Source organism: Stenotrophomonas maltophilia, from assembly GCF_013464915.1.
GTDB classification, from domain to species: Bacteria; Pseudomonadota; Gammaproteobacteria; order Xanthomonadales; family Xanthomonadaceae; genus Stenotrophomonas; species Stenotrophomonas maltophilia_AT.
The window spans coordinates 13,834-29,935 of record NZ_RAVT01000042.1 but is presented as its reverse complement, the minus strand read 5'-3'; the positions used below and the strand labels follow the sequence as shown (position 1 = coordinate 29,935).

Annotated in this window: 17 protein-coding genes; 5 read left to right on the top strand and 12 right to left on the bottom strand. The window is 65.9% G+C overall.

What is annotated here, in order from left to right; genetic code table 11:
- Window positions 1–23: 23 nt before the first annotated feature.
- From ppnN to grxD, 4 genes are all read right to left on the bottom strand, one after another.
- Complete coding sequence (ppnN, locus tag D7T59_RS14660; protein ID WP_164136091.1) at window positions 24–1,412, bottom strand: nucleotide 5'-monophosphate nucleosidase PpnN; 1,389 nt, start codon at window positions 1,410–1,412, stop codon at window positions 24–26.
- Between the two features lie 252 nt (window positions 1,413–1,664).
- On the bottom strand, window positions 1,665–4,910 hold the full coding sequence (locus tag D7T59_RS14655; protein WP_142807648.1) for a TonB-dependent receptor: 3,246 nt from the start codon (window positions 4,908–4,910) through the stop codon (window positions 1,665–1,667).
- A gap of 232 nt (window positions 4,911–5,142) precedes the next feature.
- Window positions 5,143–5,919 carry an SDR family NAD(P)-dependent oxidoreductase gene (locus D7T59_RS14650; protein ID WP_164136093.1) on the bottom strand — a complete coding sequence of 259 codons (777 nt, stop codon included), beginning with the start codon at window positions 5,917–5,919 and terminating at the stop codon, window positions 5,143–5,145.
- Entirely contained in the window at window positions 5,916–6,236 is a 321-nt protein-coding gene (gene grxD, locus D7T59_RS14645; RefSeq protein WP_005408852.1) for a Grx4 family monothiol glutaredoxin, read from the bottom strand. Before grxD ends, D7T59_RS14650 begins: the two co-directional genes overlap by 4 nt.
- Before the next feature lie 121 nt (window positions 6,237–6,357).
- On the opposite strand from grxD, the gene D7T59_RS14640 reads away from it, so the two are divergent.
- The gene (locus D7T59_RS14640; protein WP_099552721.1) at window positions 6,358–6,936 is read left to right on the top strand and encodes a superoxide dismutase; all 579 of its coding nucleotides are present in this window, start codon (window positions 6,358–6,360) and stop codon (window positions 6,934–6,936) included.
- 111 nt (window positions 6,937–7,047) lie between these two features.
- On the opposite strand, the gene D7T59_RS14635 is transcribed toward D7T59_RS14640, so the two are convergent.
- The 3 genes from D7T59_RS14635 to purE all read right to left on the bottom strand — a co-directional run bounded on the left by D7T59_RS14635 (window position 7,048) and on the right by purE (window position 9,166).
- Entirely contained in the window at window positions 7,048–7,389 is a 342-nt protein-coding gene (locus tag D7T59_RS14635; RefSeq protein WP_004152082.1) for a carboxymuconolactone decarboxylase family protein, read from the bottom strand.
- A 128-nt stretch (window positions 7,390–7,517) separates the two neighbouring features.
- Complete coding sequence (locus D7T59_RS14630; RefSeq protein ID WP_180851550.1) at window positions 7,518–8,666, bottom strand: 5-(carboxyamino)imidazole ribonucleotide synthase; 1,149 nt, start codon at window positions 8,664–8,666, stop codon at window positions 7,518–7,520.
- Window positions 8,663–9,166: a 5-(carboxyamino)imidazole ribonucleotide mutase gene (gene purE / locus D7T59_RS14625; RefSeq protein ID WP_005412808.1), complete on the bottom strand. Its 504-nt coding sequence runs from the start codon at window positions 9,164–9,166 to the stop codon at window positions 8,663–8,665. Before purE ends, D7T59_RS14630 begins: the two co-directional genes overlap by 4 nt.
- 58 nt (window positions 9,167–9,224) lie before the next feature.
- On the opposite strand from purE, the gene D7T59_RS14620 reads away from it, so the two are divergent.
- From D7T59_RS14620 to D7T59_RS14605, 4 genes are all read left to right on the top strand, one after another.
- The gene (locus tag D7T59_RS14620; RefSeq protein ID WP_049432560.1) at window positions 9,225–9,494 is read left to right on the top strand and encodes a Trm112 family protein; all 270 of its coding nucleotides are present in this window, start codon (window positions 9,225–9,227) and stop codon (window positions 9,492–9,494) included.
- Window positions 9,491–10,342: a carboxylating nicotinate-nucleotide diphosphorylase gene (gene nadC, locus D7T59_RS14615; protein ID WP_180851549.1), complete on the top strand. Its 852-nt coding sequence runs from the start codon at window positions 9,491–9,493 to the stop codon at window positions 10,340–10,342. The genes D7T59_RS14620 and nadC overlap by 4 nt, the downstream gene beginning before the upstream one ends.
- Before the next feature lie 180 nt (window positions 10,343–10,522).
- Complete coding sequence (locus tag D7T59_RS14610) at window positions 10,523–11,524, top strand: DUF2272 domain-containing protein (RefSeq protein WP_180851548.1); 1,002 nt, start codon at window positions 10,523–10,525, stop codon at window positions 11,522–11,524.
- A 67-nt stretch (window positions 11,525–11,591) separates the two neighbouring features.
- Window positions 11,592–11,942 (top strand): DUF3301 domain-containing protein, encoded by a 351-nt coding sequence (locus D7T59_RS14605; RefSeq protein ID WP_005415950.1) that lies wholly within the window; start codon window positions 11,592–11,594, stop codon window positions 11,940–11,942.
- Between the two features lie 70 nt (window positions 11,943–12,012).
- Here the strand turns inward: D7T59_RS14605 and D7T59_RS14600 are convergent, their stop codons facing one another.
- From D7T59_RS14600 to petA, 5 genes are all read right to left on the bottom strand, one after another.
- Window positions 12,013–12,465: a ClpXP protease specificity-enhancing factor gene (locus tag D7T59_RS14600; RefSeq protein ID WP_049432553.1), complete on the bottom strand. Its 453-nt coding sequence runs from the start codon at window positions 12,463–12,465 to the stop codon at window positions 12,013–12,015.
- Window positions 12,466–12,549: 84 nt separating this feature from the next.
- Complete coding sequence (locus tag D7T59_RS14595; protein ID WP_164136096.1) at window positions 12,550–13,185, bottom strand: glutathione S-transferase N-terminal domain-containing protein; 636 nt, start codon at window positions 13,183–13,185, stop codon at window positions 12,550–12,552.
- Between the two features lie 134 nt (window positions 13,186–13,319).
- Window positions 13,320–14,069, bottom strand: a complete 750-nt coding sequence (locus D7T59_RS14590; RefSeq protein WP_111112425.1) for a cytochrome c1 — start codon at window positions 14,067–14,069, stop codon at window positions 13,320–13,322.
- The gene (locus D7T59_RS14585) at window positions 14,062–15,321 is read right to left on the bottom strand and encodes a cytochrome b (protein WP_008266017.1); all 1,260 of its coding nucleotides are present in this window, start codon (window positions 15,319–15,321) and stop codon (window positions 14,062–14,064) included. Before D7T59_RS14585 ends, D7T59_RS14590 begins: the two co-directional genes overlap by 8 nt.
- On the bottom strand, window positions 15,321–15,941 hold the full coding sequence (petA, locus tag D7T59_RS14580) for a ubiquinol-cytochrome c reductase iron-sulfur subunit (protein ID WP_004151998.1): 621 nt from the start codon (window positions 15,939–15,941) through the stop codon (window positions 15,321–15,323). Before petA ends, D7T59_RS14585 begins: the two co-directional genes overlap by 1 nt.
- Between the last annotated feature and the right edge of the window lie 161 nt (window positions 15,942–16,102).

The following is a 16,102-nucleotide window of genomic DNA, read 5'->3' as shown; positions in this document are numbered from 1 at the left end:
ATCCCCAACGCGCCGGCGCAGGCTCAGGCCAGCACCTGGTAGCAGGGCTGGTACTCACCGGAGATCTTCATCCGGCGCTGCTCGACGAAAGCGCGCAGCAGCCCGTCCAGGGCCTGCATCATGTCCGGGTCGCCATGGATCTGGAACGGCCCGAACGCTTCGATGCGGCGCATGCCGTCTTCCTTCACGTTGCCGGCGACAATGCCCGAGAACGCCCGGCGCAGGTCCGCCGCCAGCGCATGCGGCGCACGCCCGTGGTGCAGGTCCAGCGCCGCCATTGCCTCGTGGGTAGGCACGAACGGCTGCTGGTACTCCCACGGAATCTCGATCGACCAGTTGAAGAAGAACGAGTCCTTCTGCGCCAGGCGGTGCTCGCGCACGCGCTTGATGCCATTGGCCATCTTCTTCGCCACCGCGACCGGGTCGCCGATGATGATCTCGTAGCGCTCGGCGGCTTCGTCACCCAGGGTCAGGCGGATGAAGCGGTCGATCTGCTCGAAGTACGGCGCCGCCACGGTCGGTCCGGTCAGGATCAGCGGGAACGGCAGGTCCTTGTTCTCCTCGCGCAGCAGGATGCCGAGCAGGTACAGGATCTCCTCGGCGGTGCCAACGCCACCGGCGAACACGATGATGCCGTGGCCGATGCGGACGAAGGCCTCCAGGCGCTTCTCGATGTCCGGCATGATCACCAGGTGGTTGACGATCGGGTTCGGCGACTCGGCGGCGATGATGCCCGGCTCGGTCAGGCCGATGTAACGGGTGACCGTCCTGCGCTGCTTGGCATGGGCGATGGTGGCCCCCTTCATCGGGCCCTTCATCGCACCCGGGCCGCAGCCGGTGCAGATGTCCAGGCCACGCAGGCCGAGCTCATAGCCCACCTGCTTGGTGTACAGGTACTCGTCGCGAGAGATCGAGTGGCCGCCCCAGCAGACCACCAGGTTCGGGTCGCCCGGATTGAGGATGCGCGCGTTGCGCAGCAGGCCGAACACCGCATTGGTGATGCCTTCGGACGACTCCAGTTCGGCCGCGTAGGCCGGGCCCATCTCGATGGCCATGTAGGCCAGGTCACGCACCACCGCGAACAGCAGCTCGGCAACGCCGCGGATGATCTCGCCATCGACGAAGGCCATCGCCGGTGCGTTGACCAGGTCGATGCGCACGCCGCGATCCTGCTGCGCCACCTGGATGTCGAAATCGGGATAGAGATCGCGCGCCGCGCGCGGATCGTCAGAGGCGCTGCCACTGGTCAGCACGGCCAACGCACAGCGGCGCAGCAGCTCGTGCATGCCGCCGGCAGACGCATCGCGCAGGCGGGCTACTTCGGCCCGCGACAGCACATCCAGCCCACCGCGCGGGTAGATCCGCGCGTCCTGCACCGGCAGTGCGCGGGCTGATTTTTCGTTCGTGGTCATATCCAATTTTTCGCTTCCTTCAAGGTTTCCGACTGTACTGCCGCCCCCTTAAAAAGCAAAACGGCCGGGAAGCCCGACCGTTGGATGTGTGCTCCCTGCGTTCGCCTTTCCGGGACCGCATCGGCGGCGTTGGCACCGCGCACATTTCTGGATGCTACGCCGATGCAGAGTGGCCTGCAAGGACTTTCGCCTGAACGGAAAACGGCCGGGTTTCCCCGGCCGTTTTCACTTACTGCTTCAGGCTCTGATTGATCAGAACTTGTACTTCAGGGTCAGCTGCATCGACCAGCGCGACACGGCGGTGTTGCCCTTGTCGTTGTTGTTTTCCTGGATCGAGGAATTGTCGGTACGGCCGGTGAAGTTGTACAGGTACTTGCCGGTAGCCGGGTCGATACCCGAGTAGTTGGCAACGCGACGGGTGGCGTAGAAGCCGTAGTCGTCGATCAGGCCCCACTTCTTGTTCAGCAGGTTGCCGACATTCATGATGTCCAGGGCGACTTCACCCTTGTGACCCTTCACGAAGCCCGGGAATTCCTGGCTGATACGGACGTCGAAGCTGTTGACCCACTTGGCGCGGTGCGAGTTGGCCGGGACCACGCTGCCACGGTAGGCCTCGAGCTCCGGGTTCTGCGCCAGCCATTCGAAGAACTTCTTCTCCATGTCGGCACCACCGGTGAAGATCACGTCACCCGGGCCCTTCGGCACGTAGAACAGGTCGTTGGTACCGGCACCGTCACCATTCACGTCGTTGTAGTAGACGTAGCTGTACGGACGGCCCGAACGGCCTTCATAGAACAGGCCAACGCGGGTGGCATTGTCACCGAAGAAGTTGTGCTTCCACTCCAGGGTGCCGGTGATGCGGTCCTTGATCGCGTAGCGCGAGTTGTACGCAACGTTGTCGTTGGCGTTCAGGCTCAGCGTGTTGTTCCAGTTCGAGGTGTTCTGCGAGCTGGACAGCGGGCTCACTTCCTTGGACTGGGTGTAGGTGTAACCCAGCGACCAGCCCCAGTTCTCGGTCAGCGGCTTGGCCAGCGAGAAGGTAGCCTGCGAGCCACGACCCTTGTCGGTGTTGCGCAGCAGGATCACGTCGCCGATGTCACCCGGGCGGTTGACGCGGTCACCCGGGCAGGTCAGATCGGTCGCCGAGCAGGCGCGACCGTTCTTCTGGCCAGCCTGCATGCCGTTCGGGCCGGCATTGGCGCCGTTCATGCCGTAGTCGTTCCAGTACAGCGCGCGACCATCCTGACCGACCGAACGCTTGGCATTCGGGGACATCACGTCCAGGCGGTCGAAGTACAGACCATCCTTGACCTTGGTGAACAGCACTTCAGCCGACGCCACGATGCCGTACCACGGCAGCTCATGGTCGAACGCCAGGTTGGCCTTCCACACCGACGGCAGGCGGGTGCCCGGGGCGATCAGGTCGACGTTCTGGCGGGCCGAGGCCAGCGACGGGTTCGGGATGTACGGGTTGTCGGCGTCGAAGCTGAAGCCACCCGGGTTGCGGGTCAGGTTGTACTCGGAGTAGTTCAGGCCGGTGTTCTGGTAGGCACCTGCCAGCCACACGTTCGGTGCAGCACCGCCGAACAGGCCAACGCCACCGCGCAGCTGGGTCGGACGATCAGTGTCGAAGGTGTAGTTGAAGCCGACGCGCGGCTGGAACAGCTTCTTGTCGACCAGCTGGGTGTTGTTGAAGCCGTACAGCTGTTCGATGCGCGGGTTGTACAGGCGCTGGGTGCTGAAGTCCGGCATGTCGATACGGATACCGAACATCAGGCTCAGGTTGTAGTTGATCGCCCAGGTGTCCTGGATGAACAGGCCGGTGTTCTTCAGGTGGAACTTGGCCGGGATGTCGTCAACGCTGCCGCCGGCGCGCGGGACGCGCACCTGGTAGGCCGACGGGGTACCGGCTTCGAACGCAGCCAGGTCGGCGAATTCGTACGCGCCGTACAGGTTGCGGCCGTAGAAGTTCATCAGGTCGTTGTCGGTGTAATCGAAACCGAACTTGACGGTGTGGTCACCGATGTACCAGGTACCGGCACCGAAGGCGCTCAGTTCCTTCGACTCGACGATGTTGGTGTGGGTGTTCTGCTCGGTACCCAGGTACAGCGAGTTGTTGCCGAAGCGCACGCGGATCTGCGGCAGGTGCGAGGCAGCAACGCGGTTGGACGAGTAGTCCTTGTGCGAAACCTTGAACTCGGTCGAGAAGTTCTCGGACCAGTCACTGAACAGTTCACCCATCCAGGTTTCGTACTGGGTCGGCTGGGTGTACCAGAAGTCGCTCAGCGAGATGGCGCTGTTGTTGACCTGCGGGAAGCGGACGACGTCCTGCTTCATCTTGTTGTAGCGCAGGGCCGCGCGGTGGTTCTCGTTGATGTTCCAGTCGAGCTTGATCGCGTACTCTTCGATCGAGGTCTTGTTGTCCAGCGCACCGATGCCGCCGACCGGGTAGCCCAGATCAGACATGCGCTTCTGCACGCGGGCGATGTCGGCGTCGCTGATGCCGTTCGGCTTGTTGTACGGGGTTTCGCCGAGGCTCACGCCGCCGCCGCTACGCTCGTACTTTTCATAGTTGGTGAAGAAGAACAGCTTGTCCTTGACGATCGGGCCGCCCAGGGTCATGCCGTAGGTCTTCTCGTCCTTGAAGCCGTTGAAGTCCGTCGTGTCACCTTCCAGGCGCGTACGGATCATGTCCTTGTCGCGGTACGAGCCGTACACGGTGCCGTGGAACTCGTTGGTACCCGACTTGGTCACGGCGTTGATCACCGCACCGGTACCACCGGCGATGGTGGTGTCGTAGTTGGCCAGGTCGATGTTGATTTCCTGGATGGCGTCCATCGACACCGGCTGACGCTCGGTCGGCAGGTTGTTGGAGCCCAGGCCGAACGGATCGGAGGCGCTGATGCCGTCGATGCGGATGGCGTTGTAGCGGGTGTTCTGGCCACCGGCCGAGATCGCGCCGTCAGCCTTGCTGACCTGCGAGATGCGCGGGTCCAGGCGGATGTAGTCCTGGATGTTGCGGTTGGCCGACGGCAGCGCGTCCATCGTTTCGCGGGTCACGTTGCTGCCGGTGCCCATCTTGTTGGCACTGAACAGGTCCAGGCCGCCCGCGGTGGCGACAACGTTCACCGCGTCCAGGTTGGTCGCAGCCAGGTCACCGCCGAGGCTGGCGTTGACGGTGTTGACCTGGTTCAGGTTCAGGAAGACACCTTCTTCGGTCTTGGTACCTTCACCGGACTTGGTGATGGTGATGGTGTACGGACCACCCACGCGCAGACCGCGCGCGTTGTATCGACCCGACGCATCGGTGGTGGCACGCGAAACAGTGCCCGACTCGGTGTGGGTGATGGTGACTTCAGCGCCGGCGACAGGCTGGCCTGCGGCGGACATCACCTGGCCGCCGACACCGGCAGAGGTGCTCTGGGCGAAGGCGGGAGCGGCGGCGAGTGCGGCCACGAGACCAAGGGTAAGCTTGGACATCCGGAGTGGGTGGGTCATTTTTCGGTAGCCTCGATGCGAGTTGGCGATGGCGGAAAAAAAGCGCATCCAAACAGCCCTGCGGGTGGCTGGTCGGAGATTTATCTGGGGTTCCCTACCGCTTGGCTGAAGGCAGCCATAACGGTTAACACTAGATTAACACGCTACGCCATCAATGTGACGGTTGTGCGACAAACGGCACCGGATCGCAACGCAATCGTGACGGGTTCTTCACTCCGCCTTTCCCCGGGGCTCACTCGCCGGGAAATGCCCCGCTGGCATCGAGAATCTGGCCCCGCCAGGCGCTGCCAGCGCTGGACAGCAGAGCCACGGCCGCAGCGGCGGCCACCTCCGGGCCCTGCGCGGCCGGGTCCTGGTCAACCGAATAGGCCCGGGCGCGCAGCGCCGTGCGCAGGGGGCCCGGGTACAGGCCACTGACCCGCACCGGGCTGCGACCGAGTTCGTCGTGCAGACTGGTGATCAGCCCGCGCAGGCCATGCTGGGCCACGCCGTACCCCCCCCAATAGGCCTGCCCCACCCGTTCGGCGGCATCGACCGCAAACACCAGGGCCGCATCCTCGCGCTGCCGCAGCAGCGGCAGGCAGGCTTGGGCCAGCCACGCCGGAGCAGTCAGGGTGACATGCACCGCACGGGCGAAACTGGCGGGGTCGGCCAGTTCGAACGGGGTCAATCCGGGGAAATGGGCGGCACAGACCAGCAGTCCATCCAGCCGTCCCAGCTCGCGCTGCAGGGCCTGGGCCAGTTCGGCATAGTCGTCGGGGCCCGCACCCTCAAGATCCAGCGGATACAGCAGCGGTTCCGGGCCGACGGCCTGGACCTGGGCATAGACACGGTCCAGCCGGCGCGGCTTGCGGCCCAGCAGGACCACGGTCGCCCCGGCGGCGGCGGCGGCAACGGCTGCTGCACTGCCCAGCCCACCACCGGCGCCGGCAACCAGCACCACGCGATCCTGCAACGGGCGGCCATCGAGCGCCCCGTTGGCCGGTGACGTCGATGGCCAGGCACTCATCCCTGGGTCGCCTCTTCGACGATGCGCTTGAGCTCGCCGGCTTCAAACAGTTCCAGGACGATGTCGCAGCCGCCGATCAGCTCGCCGTTGATGAACAGCTGCGGGAAGGTCGGCAGGTTGGAGAACCGCGGCAGGTTGGCGCGGATCTCGGGTTCTTCCAGCACGTTGACGGTGCGCAGGGTGACCGCGCCGGCTGCCATCAACGCCTGTACGGCGCGGCTGGAGAAGCCGCACATCGGGTATTGCGGGGTGCCCTTCATGAACAGCACGAGCGGGTAACGATCGACCTCGGCCTGGATTTGCTGCATTACCGCCACAACCTCACTCCTTGCTTCGCCGGACAAACCGACCGCGGTGGTCGGCTAGACTGCCCACGGTAGCCGCCATTGTAAGCGGATGGAACCGGCTGCCGCCGCCCCTCTGGCCACGAACCTGTCCATGCCTGTCGAATTGCCTGCCCTGCCCTACCTTTCCGGCTCCCTGCAGCCGCACCTGTCCGCACAGACCCTGGAGCTGCACCACGGCCGCCACCATCGCGCCTATGTGGATGCAGTCAATGCCGGCATCCTCGGCACCGAGTGGGAAGAAGCGTCACTGGAGGAGATCGTCCGCCAGGCCCAGGGAAAGCTGTTCGATGCGGCCGCCCAGGCGTGGAACCACGGCTTCTACTGGCAGTGCCTGCGGCCCCGTGGCGGCGGCGAACCGCAGGGCCGCCTGGGCGAGCTGGTGAAGCGCCAGTTCGGCGACGTGCAGCGCCTGCGCGAGGAATTCAACCGCACCGCGCTGGGCCTGTTCGGCTCGGGCTGGGTGTGGCTGGTGCAGCATCCTGGCGGGCAGCTGGGCATCCAGGCCACCCGCAATGCCGGCACGCCGCTGACGGGTGAAAGCACGCCGCTGCTGTGCTGCGATGTCTGGGAACATGCCTACTACACCGACTACCAGAATGACCGCGCGCGCTATCTGGATGCGTTCTGGCAGCTGGTCAACTGGGAATTCGCCGAAAGCCAGCTGCGCTGAGGGGGCTCGGCCACGGGGTAGTGCCGGCCGCTGGCCGGCATCCCCATACGCGCACGGACATACCCGATCTGCCGGCCAGCGGCCGSCACTACCGGGAAACAGAACAGAGCTTCACGCGCTCTCGTGCGCGGCCACCGCGTCCATCACCCGCGCCGAATACACCAGCGCCGCACCGGCATTGAGCGACACCGCCACACCGAGCGCCTCGGCGATTTCCTCGCGGCTGGCGCCGTGCTTCAGCGCGGCATCCACGTGCACGGTGATGCAGCCGTCGCAGCGGGTGGTGACCGCCACCGCCAGCGCGATCAGCTCGCGCGTCTTCGCATCGAGGTGGTTGGTCTGGGCACCGGCATTGGCCAGCGTGGCGTAGCCCTTGACCGTGTCGGGCGAAAGCTTGCCGATCTCGCCGATGCGGCCCTTCAGTTCCTTGCGGTAGGCATTCCAGTCGAGCATGGTCGTGACTCCTGTGAAAGGAGCTCCACGCTACCACCGGCAATGCTGCGCCGATGGCTGCACCGGCGCTTCACAGCGTTGCAGCCATCGGCGCAGGGTAGTGCCGGCCGCTGGCCGGCACCCTTTGTTCAGCGGTTGCGCAGCGCGTGCACCGCCGGCGCCACCTGGGCCTGGCGATCCAGCTCCAGCCCTACCTGGTCCAGCGCATCGGCCAGCGCGGCGGCCTCATCATCGCGCAGCGTGGCGTGGCCGACCTTGCGGCCTTCGCGCGGCTCCTTGCCGTAGTCGTGCCAATGGCCGCTGGCCTGGGCCAGTACCGGTGCCGGGTCGGGCATCGCGCCCAGCCAGTTCAGCATGCAGGCGTGGCCGAGCATGCGGGTGCTGCCCAGCGGCAGGCCCAGCACGGCGCGCAGGTGGTTCTCGAACTGCGAGGTCTCGCTGCCTTCGATGGTCCAGTGGCCGGAGTTGTGCACGCGCGGCGCCATCTCGTTGGCCAGCAGTTCGCCATCACGGCAGAACAGCTCCAGCGCGAACACGCCGACGTACTGCAGGTGTTCGGCGACACGGCGGGCATAGCCGATCGCGGCCTGCTGCTCGGCATCGGACAGCACGGCCGGGGCCACGCTGGCCGACAGCACGCCGTCGACATGCCAGTTGCCGGTGACTGGCCAGGCCTCGAAGCTGCCATCGCGGCCACGCACGGCGACCACGCTGACCTCGCGCTGGAACGCCACGAAGCCTTCCAGGATCAGGCCGGTGCGGTCGACCTGCGCACCCAGTGCATCCCACGCGGCGTCGATGTCAGCCTCGCTGCGCAGGCGGAACTGGCCTTTGCCGTCGTAACCAAGGCGGCGGGTCTTGAGGATGCACGGCAGGCCGAACTCAGCCGCCTTCGCCGCCAGCTCGTCACGGCTGCGGATATCGGCGAAGGCCGGCAGCGGGATGCCCAGCTGCTGGAACAGGGTCTTCTCGCTCAACCGGTCCTGGGCTACCGCCAGCGCGGCCGGCGGTGGATAGACCGGCACGCGGTCGGCCAGGAACTGTGCGCTGTCAGCGGGCACGTTCTCGAAATCGAAGGTGACCACATCGACCTTGGCGGCGAACGCCGCCAGCGCCTGGCGGTCATCGAAGGCACCGACGGTGAGCGGCGCCAACGGGCCGCTGCAGGCGTCGACCGCCGGGTCGTACAGCTCGAAGCGCAGTCCCAGCGGTGCACCGGCCAGTACCATCATGCGGGCGAGCTGGCCGCCGCCCAGGATGCCGACGGTCAGGCTCATTGGCGCGGATCGTCGTGGGCCATCACGTCTTCGGTCTGGCGTGCACGGAAGGCATCGAGGGCCTGGCCGATCGCCGGCTGGTCGCTGGCCAGCATCGCAGCGGCGAACAGCGCGGCGTTGGACGCGCCGGCGTTGCCGATGGCGAAGGTGGCAACCGGAATGCCGGCCGGCATCTGCACGATCGACAGCAGCGAGTCCATGCCGTTGAGGGCCTTGGACTGCACCGGCACACCCAGCACCGGCACGGCGGTCTTGGCGGCGATCATGCCCGGCAGGTGCGCGGCCCCGCCGGCACCGGCGATGATCGCGCGCAGGCCCCGCGGGCCCGCCTGCTCGGCGTAACTGAACAACACATCCGGCGTCCGATGCGCGGACACCACCTTCACTTCGAACGGAACACCCAGGGCTTCAAGCTTCTGGGCGGCGTGCTGCATGGTTTCCCAGTCGGAACGGGAACCCATGACGATGCCGACAAGCGGCGCGATCGGGTTGGGGGTCATTGGCCGTCACCTGCCTTAAAGACGTATTCTAGCCATCTTCCACGCAAGACGAAGAACCATGGATCGCAAGCTGCTCGACCTGCTGGTGTCGCCGGACACCCGCCAGCCCCTGTCCCTGCTGGATGGCAAGGGCCTGGAAGCCCTCAACAAGGCCATTTCCGCCGGCGCGGTGAACAAGGCCGATGGCAACCCGCTGGCGCAGCCGCTGCGCGAAGCGCTGGTCACCCGCGACCGCAAGCAGGTGTTCCGCGTCGACGACGGCATCCCGGTGCTGCTGGCCGAGGAAGCCATTCCCACCGCCCAGATCACTGACTTCCCGGCCGCATGAGCGCGCTGCCGACGCCGGATGCGGCCGTTGTCGCCGCCGATGTCGCGCGTGCGCTGGCCGAGGACCTGGGCAGCGGCGACGTCACCGCCGCCCTGCTGCCCGACCAGGCCGACAGCGCTTACCTGCTGTGCAAGCAGGACGGAGTGATCGCCGGCCGCCCCTGGTTCGACGCCACCCACCGCGCGCTCGACCCGAACGTGCGCATCGAATGGCGTGTCTCCGAAGGTGACGCGGTCACTGCCGGCACCGTGCTGGCCCTGCTGCACGGGCGCAGCCGCAGCCTGGTCAGTGCCGAGCGCACGTCGCTGAACTTCCTGCAGACGCTGTCCGGCACCGCCACCACCACTGCCCGCTATGTGGCGGCCGTGGCCGGTACCGGCACGCGCATCCTCGACACCCGCAAGACCCTGCCCGGCCTGCGCCTGGCGCAGAAGTACGCAGTGCGCTGTGGCGGCGGCGAGAACCACCGCTTCGGCCTGTACGACACGGTGATGCTGAAGGAAAACCACATCCGTGCCGCCGGTTCGCTGGCCGCGGCCGTGGCTGCCGCACGCCGGCAATGGCCTGGGTTGCCGCTGGTGGTCGAGGTCGAGGATCTTGCGCAGCTGCGCCAGGCACTGGAAGCCGGCTGCGAGCGCATCCTGCTGGATGACTTCAGCCCCGACCTGCGCCGCGAGGCGGTGCGCATCACGGCGGGCCGCATCCCGCTGGAAGTCTCCGGCAGCGTCGGACTGGGTGGCCTGCGTTCGATCGCCGAAGACGGCGTGGACTGCATCTCCATCGGCGGACTGACCAAGCACGTGCAGGCCATCGATCTGTCGCTGAAGCTGGGCCCGCCGCCGGGCTGAGGCCTGCAGGACCTTGTAGAGCCGAGCCTGCGCTCGGCTGCCTCTCGATCTGCAGCGAGCCCCACACGCGCTCCAGACAATGAGCCGAGCATGGGCTCGGCTCTACAGGATCCGTTCGCCTTCACGGCTCGGCCACGGCGTCCTCTGCGACCCTGCGGTCATCCCCCACAGGAGCCGCGCATGCGCCGGATGCTCTTTCCTGCCTGCCTGCTGCTGGTCGCGGCCCCGCTGTCCGCGGCTGCCGCCGAGGCCTGCGATGTTCCGCCCCGCTTCGGCTTGAGCCCGTTGGCGGTGGCCATCCGCAATACCGCCTGCAACGAGCACCGGTTGTGGTTCCGCTCCTTCATCGATCGTGATGGGCGCGCCGCCAGCCTCAGCGTCACCGAGGCCGAAAGCGATCACCTGGCCGACAATGGACTGATCGCCTGGCAGCGCGTGGCCGGCTACTGGCGCAACAGCGGCACGCTCAACGCGATGGGCAGCATCGCGGGGGCCAGCAGCTGCCTGGCGCCGTTGGGCACGCGCTACACCGACAGTGACTGCCGGGCGTTCCTGATCGACAACCCGTGGTCGGCTGCCTTCATTTCCTGGGTGATGGTGCGTGCCGGTGTTCCAGGCTTCAACACCTCGCCACGCCACATCGACTACATCCGCGCGGCCTACCAGGGCGGCCCATCGGGCGTGCCTTACCGCTTGGTCGACCCCGCCACCGCCAAGCCCGCGCCCGGCGACCTGCTGTGCTTCCTGCGTGACCGCAGCACCACGCTCAGCTACAGCGGGCTGGTGCAGGCGCTGGGCAATGGCTCGGTGGGCCATTGGAAATCGCATTGCGAAGTGGTGGTGGCGGCCAACCTCGGCGGCGACCAGACGCTGTACCTGGTTGGCGGCAACGTGATGAACACGGTGGCGATGCGGTTGCTGCAGCTTGATCGTACCGGGCTGATCAAGCTGCCACCGGCGCGCGAACGCAACAGCACCGGCATTGACCCCAGCTGCACCCCGGGGCGCGAGGAAGAATGCAGTTTCAACCGCCAGGACTGGGCAGCGCTGCTGCAGTTGACCGCCACATCACCGCTGGTGATGCCCTCGCCCACTACGACGCCGATGCAGCCCGCCCCGGCACCGCAACCGGTCATCGTGCCCGCGCAGCCGGTGTCTGGCGAACCACAACCACAGCGGTGAATGCAGCGCTTGATCCAGCGCGCGTTCGCCGCCATCTTTGCCGGATCGACCTCTGACGGCTGACGCCATGCCCACCCTGCTGCTGTTGCTGATTGCCGGCGGAATCATCTACTTCTTCTGGAACGCCGCACGTTCGGCCGCCGAGCGCGCGGTCGAGCTGGGGCGCAATGCCTGCCGCGCTGCCGATGTGCAATGGCTGGACCAGGCGGTGCACGCTACCGGCCTGCGACTGTCGCGTGGCGAAGATGGACGGCTCGGTTTCGAGCGTACGTTCAAGTTCGAGTATTCCTACGATGGCATCGATCGCCATGTAGGCCGCATGGTGCTGCGCGGCGACCAGCTGATCTCGTTCACCGGCCCGGGGGCGGCGCGGATCAGCCAGATCCGGCCGGATGTGGAGGATGCCGAGGATGTGTAAGCGGTAGCGCCGGGCCGTGCCCGGCGAGTGCAGCGGCAGCAATGTGCCGACCAACGGTCGGCACCCACCATTACTTGACCACGCGCAGGTTCGGGCGGCCCTTGGGCGGCGGGCTGGCCGGCGGCGTATCGTCCGGCGGCGTACCTTCATCGTGCAGCAGCTCATCGCTGGTCGGCGCGGTGTCGTTGCCCGGAATATCGTCCGGCAGCGCCATGCCCTGCCCGGTCTCGCGGGCGTAGACGGCCAGCACGGCGCTGATCGGTACCTGCACCGGATAGCTGGTGCCGGAGAAGCGCGCCGAGAAGCTCACCATCTCGTTGTCGATCATCAGCCGTACGACGGCACGTTCGGCGATGTTGAGCACGACCCGGCCATCCTTCACCGCCGAAGGCGGGACCTGCACGCCGGGAACCCCGGCGTCGACCAGGATGTGCGGGGTCAGCTGGTTGTCGTTGATCCATTCCACCAGCGCCCGCAGCAGGTACGGGCGGTGGCTGGTCATGTGGAAGAAGTCTTCGGTCATGCGTGAAGTGTACGCGCCCGGCGCCCCGCCGGGGCGGATCGCCTGCACGCTGGTCGGCGTGCAGACGGATAACGCATGGCTGGGTCAGACCGGCAGATCGCGCAGTTTCTTTTCCTGATCGGTCAGGCTGCGGACGAAACCGGGGTGGCGGAAGATGCGGTTGCCGTAGTCCTCGATCGGCTTGCCGTCCTTCGGCAGCGGCACGTCCAGCGACTGCAGGCGCCAGATGATCGGCGCCATCGCGCAGTCGGCCAGGCTCATTTCCGGGTTGAGGAAGAACTTGCTGGCCTTGAACAGCGGCAGCGAGGCGGTCAGCAGCTCCTTCAGGCGCTTGCGGCCGGCCTCGGCCTGGGTCTTGTTGCCGAGCTGGATGGCCTGCACCTGCGGCACCCAGTCGTGCTCGATGCGCAGCATCGCCAGGCGGATGCGTGCACGCGAGAGCGGATCGACCGGCATCAGCGGCGGATGCGGATAACGTTCGTCCAGGTACTCGCTGACCACCGACGCGGCGTACAGCACCAGCTCGCGTTCGACCAGGGTCGGCACCGAATGGTACGGATTGAGGTCGATCAGGTCTTCAGGCGGGTTCTGCGGATCGACCGGAACGAAGTCGAACGTGACCCCCTTCGCCGCCAGGACCAGACGTACACGGTGGCACAGTACATCGTCGTTCGAGGAAAACAGCGTCAGTGTATTGCGCATGCGTACGCTCGCCGCCATCAAAGGCTCTCCCACGACAGGAGACCGCCTGCCGCATCGGCGCCGCCGGCACCGTGCCGGCGATCGACTCCTCCCCGAGTGTGCAACCGACCATCACAAAAGCCAATAGGCCCGTGCGATGGCCGACAGCATAATCAGTGAACGTCCTTCCAGTATTCCTTCTTCAACAGGTACAGCAGGAAGGTCAGCAGGGCCAGGAACAGGATCACCCACACGCCCAGCTGCTGGCGCTTGAGCGCGGCCGGTTCACCGGCATATTCGAGGAAGTTGGTGATGTCCCGCACGGCCTGGTCGTACTGCCCGGCATCGACCGAACCCGGCGTTTCGATCTTCAGGCCGGTCACCGGCGGGTCCATCCCCGGCGCTTCAGGCTTGCCATGCACGGCATGCTGCAGGCCCTGCATCTCCCACAGCGGGTTGGGCATGGACGCGTTGGCGAACAGCGCGTTGTTCCAGCCCAGCGGCCGGCTGCTGTCCAGGTAGAACGACTTGAGATAGGTGTAGACCCAGTCGCTGCCGCGCACCCGCGCGATCAGGCTGAGGTCCGGTGGCATCTTGCCGAACCACTTCTCGGCGTTCTCCTTGGGCATCGCCACCGGGATCGGGTCGCCGATCGCCGAGCCGGTGAAGTTGAGGTTGTTCATCACCTCTTCCTCGGTCAGGCCCAGGTCCTGCGCCATCCGCGAATAGCGCAGGTACTTCAGCGCATGGCAGCCGGAGCAGTAGTTCATGTACAGCTGCGCGCCGCGCTGCAGCGAGGCGCGGTCACCCAGGTCGTTGCCGGCCTGCAGCAGCTTGGTGCCACCCTCGGCGGCGGAGGCCAGGAAACTGCCCAGCATCAGGGCGGCCGTCAGGGCCAGCCGGACCATCCAGCGATCAGTCATGGGTGGTCACCCTCTCCGGTACCGGCTTGGTCTTGTCCAACCGTGTCCATAGCGGCATGGTGATGAAGAACGCGAAGTACAGGAAGGTCAGCACCCGCCCGATGTAGGTCTCGTGCACGTCGGTGCCCGGACCGGAGCCGATCACGCCCAGCCACACGAAGCACACCGCCAGCACGCCCAGCATCACCTTCGAGATCCAGCCGCGGTAGCGCACCGACTTCACCCGCGCCTTGTCCAGCCACGGCACCAGGAACAGGATCGCGATGGCCGAGAACATCACCAGCACGCCACCGAGCTTGTTCGGCACCACCCGCAACATGGCGTAGTACGGCGTGTAGTACCAGACCGGCTTGATGTGCTCCGGGGTCACCAGGCGGTTGGCCTCGGTGAAGTTGTCGTGCTCCAGGAACAGGCCGCCGAAACCGGGCGCGAAGAAGATGATGAAGGCGGCGATGATCAGCAGGAAGCCGGCGCCGACGCCATCCTTGAGCGTGTAGTACGGGTGGAACGGAATGCCGTCGGCCGGCGCGTTCGGCGACCAGCGGTTGCCCTTCGGCCCCTTCTTGATCTCCACGCCATCGGGGTTGTTCGAACCCACTTCATGCAGCGCGCCCAGGTGCAGTACCACCAGCAGCAACAGCACCAGCGGCAGTGCGATGACATGCAGCGCGAAGAAGCGGTTGAGCGTGGCGTCACTGGGCAGGTAGTCGCCCATGATCCATTCGGTCAGGCCATTGCCGATGACCGGTATCGCGCCGAACAGCGAGATGATCACCTTGGCGCCCCAGAACGACATCTGTCCCCACGGCAGCACATAGCCCATGAAGGCTTCGGCCATCAGCACCAGGTAGATCAGCATGCCGAGGATCCACACCAGCTCGCGCGGCTTCTGGTAACTGCCGTACAGCAGGCCGCGGAACATGTGCAGGTAGACCACGATGAAGAACAGCGAGGCCCCGGTGGAATGCATGTAGCGGATCAGCCAGCCCCACTCCACGTCCCGCATGATGTATTCGATGGAACCGAACGCCTCGGCGGCGTTGGTCTTGTAGTGCATCGTCAGGAAGATGCCGGTGACGATCTGGTTGACCAGCACCAGCAGCGCCAGCGAACCGAAGTAGTACCAGATGTTGAAGTTCTTCGGCGCGTAGTACTCGCTGACATGCTTGCGGTACACCGGCATCAGGCCGGGGGCGCGGGCGTTGACCCAGTCGGCCACGCCGCTGGCGGTACGGGCGAGGATATTGGCCATCAGGCAGCCCCCTGCGGATCGACACCGATGATGATGGTGTTGTCGTCCTGGTAATGGTGCGCGGGCACCTTCAGGTTGATCGGCGCCGGCACGTCCTTGAAGACGCGTCCGGACATGTCGAAGCGCGACTTGTGGCAGGGGCAGAAGTAGCCACCCTTCCACTGCGGGTCATAGGGTTCGGGCCGGATCTCGGCGACCATTTCCGGCGAGCAGCCCAGGTGCGTGCACAGTCCGACCAGCACGGAGATGTCCGGCTTGATCGAGCGCAGCTCGGGGTTCTGCTTCAGCACGTAGTCCGGCTGCTGGTCCTTCTCGCCGGACTCGGGGTCCTTGAGACGGCCATCCAGCCCATGCAGCGCATCGAGGATGGCCTTGGACCGCTTGACGATCCAGATCGGCTGGCCACGCCATTCCACGATCAGGCGTTGGCCTTCCTGCAGGGCGCTGATGTCGGCCACCACCGGTGCGCCGGCAAGCTTGGCGCGGGCACTGGGGTTCCAGGATTTGATGAAAGGAACTGCGGTGAATCCGACGCCGACGGCGCCCACCACGGCTGTGGTGGCAGAAAGAAAACGCCGACGTCCGGTGTTGACTGGATCGTGTACCCCATCGTTGGCCATCCGGCACTCCGATATTGATTAGGTAGCTTTAAGGCTGCCAGCGGATCCGGTGGGGGCCAGAGCCGCATTGAATCATGGGCGAGTGTAGCGGAACCGTCGCGCGCCACACAACGCTCTTTGCAATGAGTGCCGACTGACAGTCGGCACCTACCAGTTCAAGG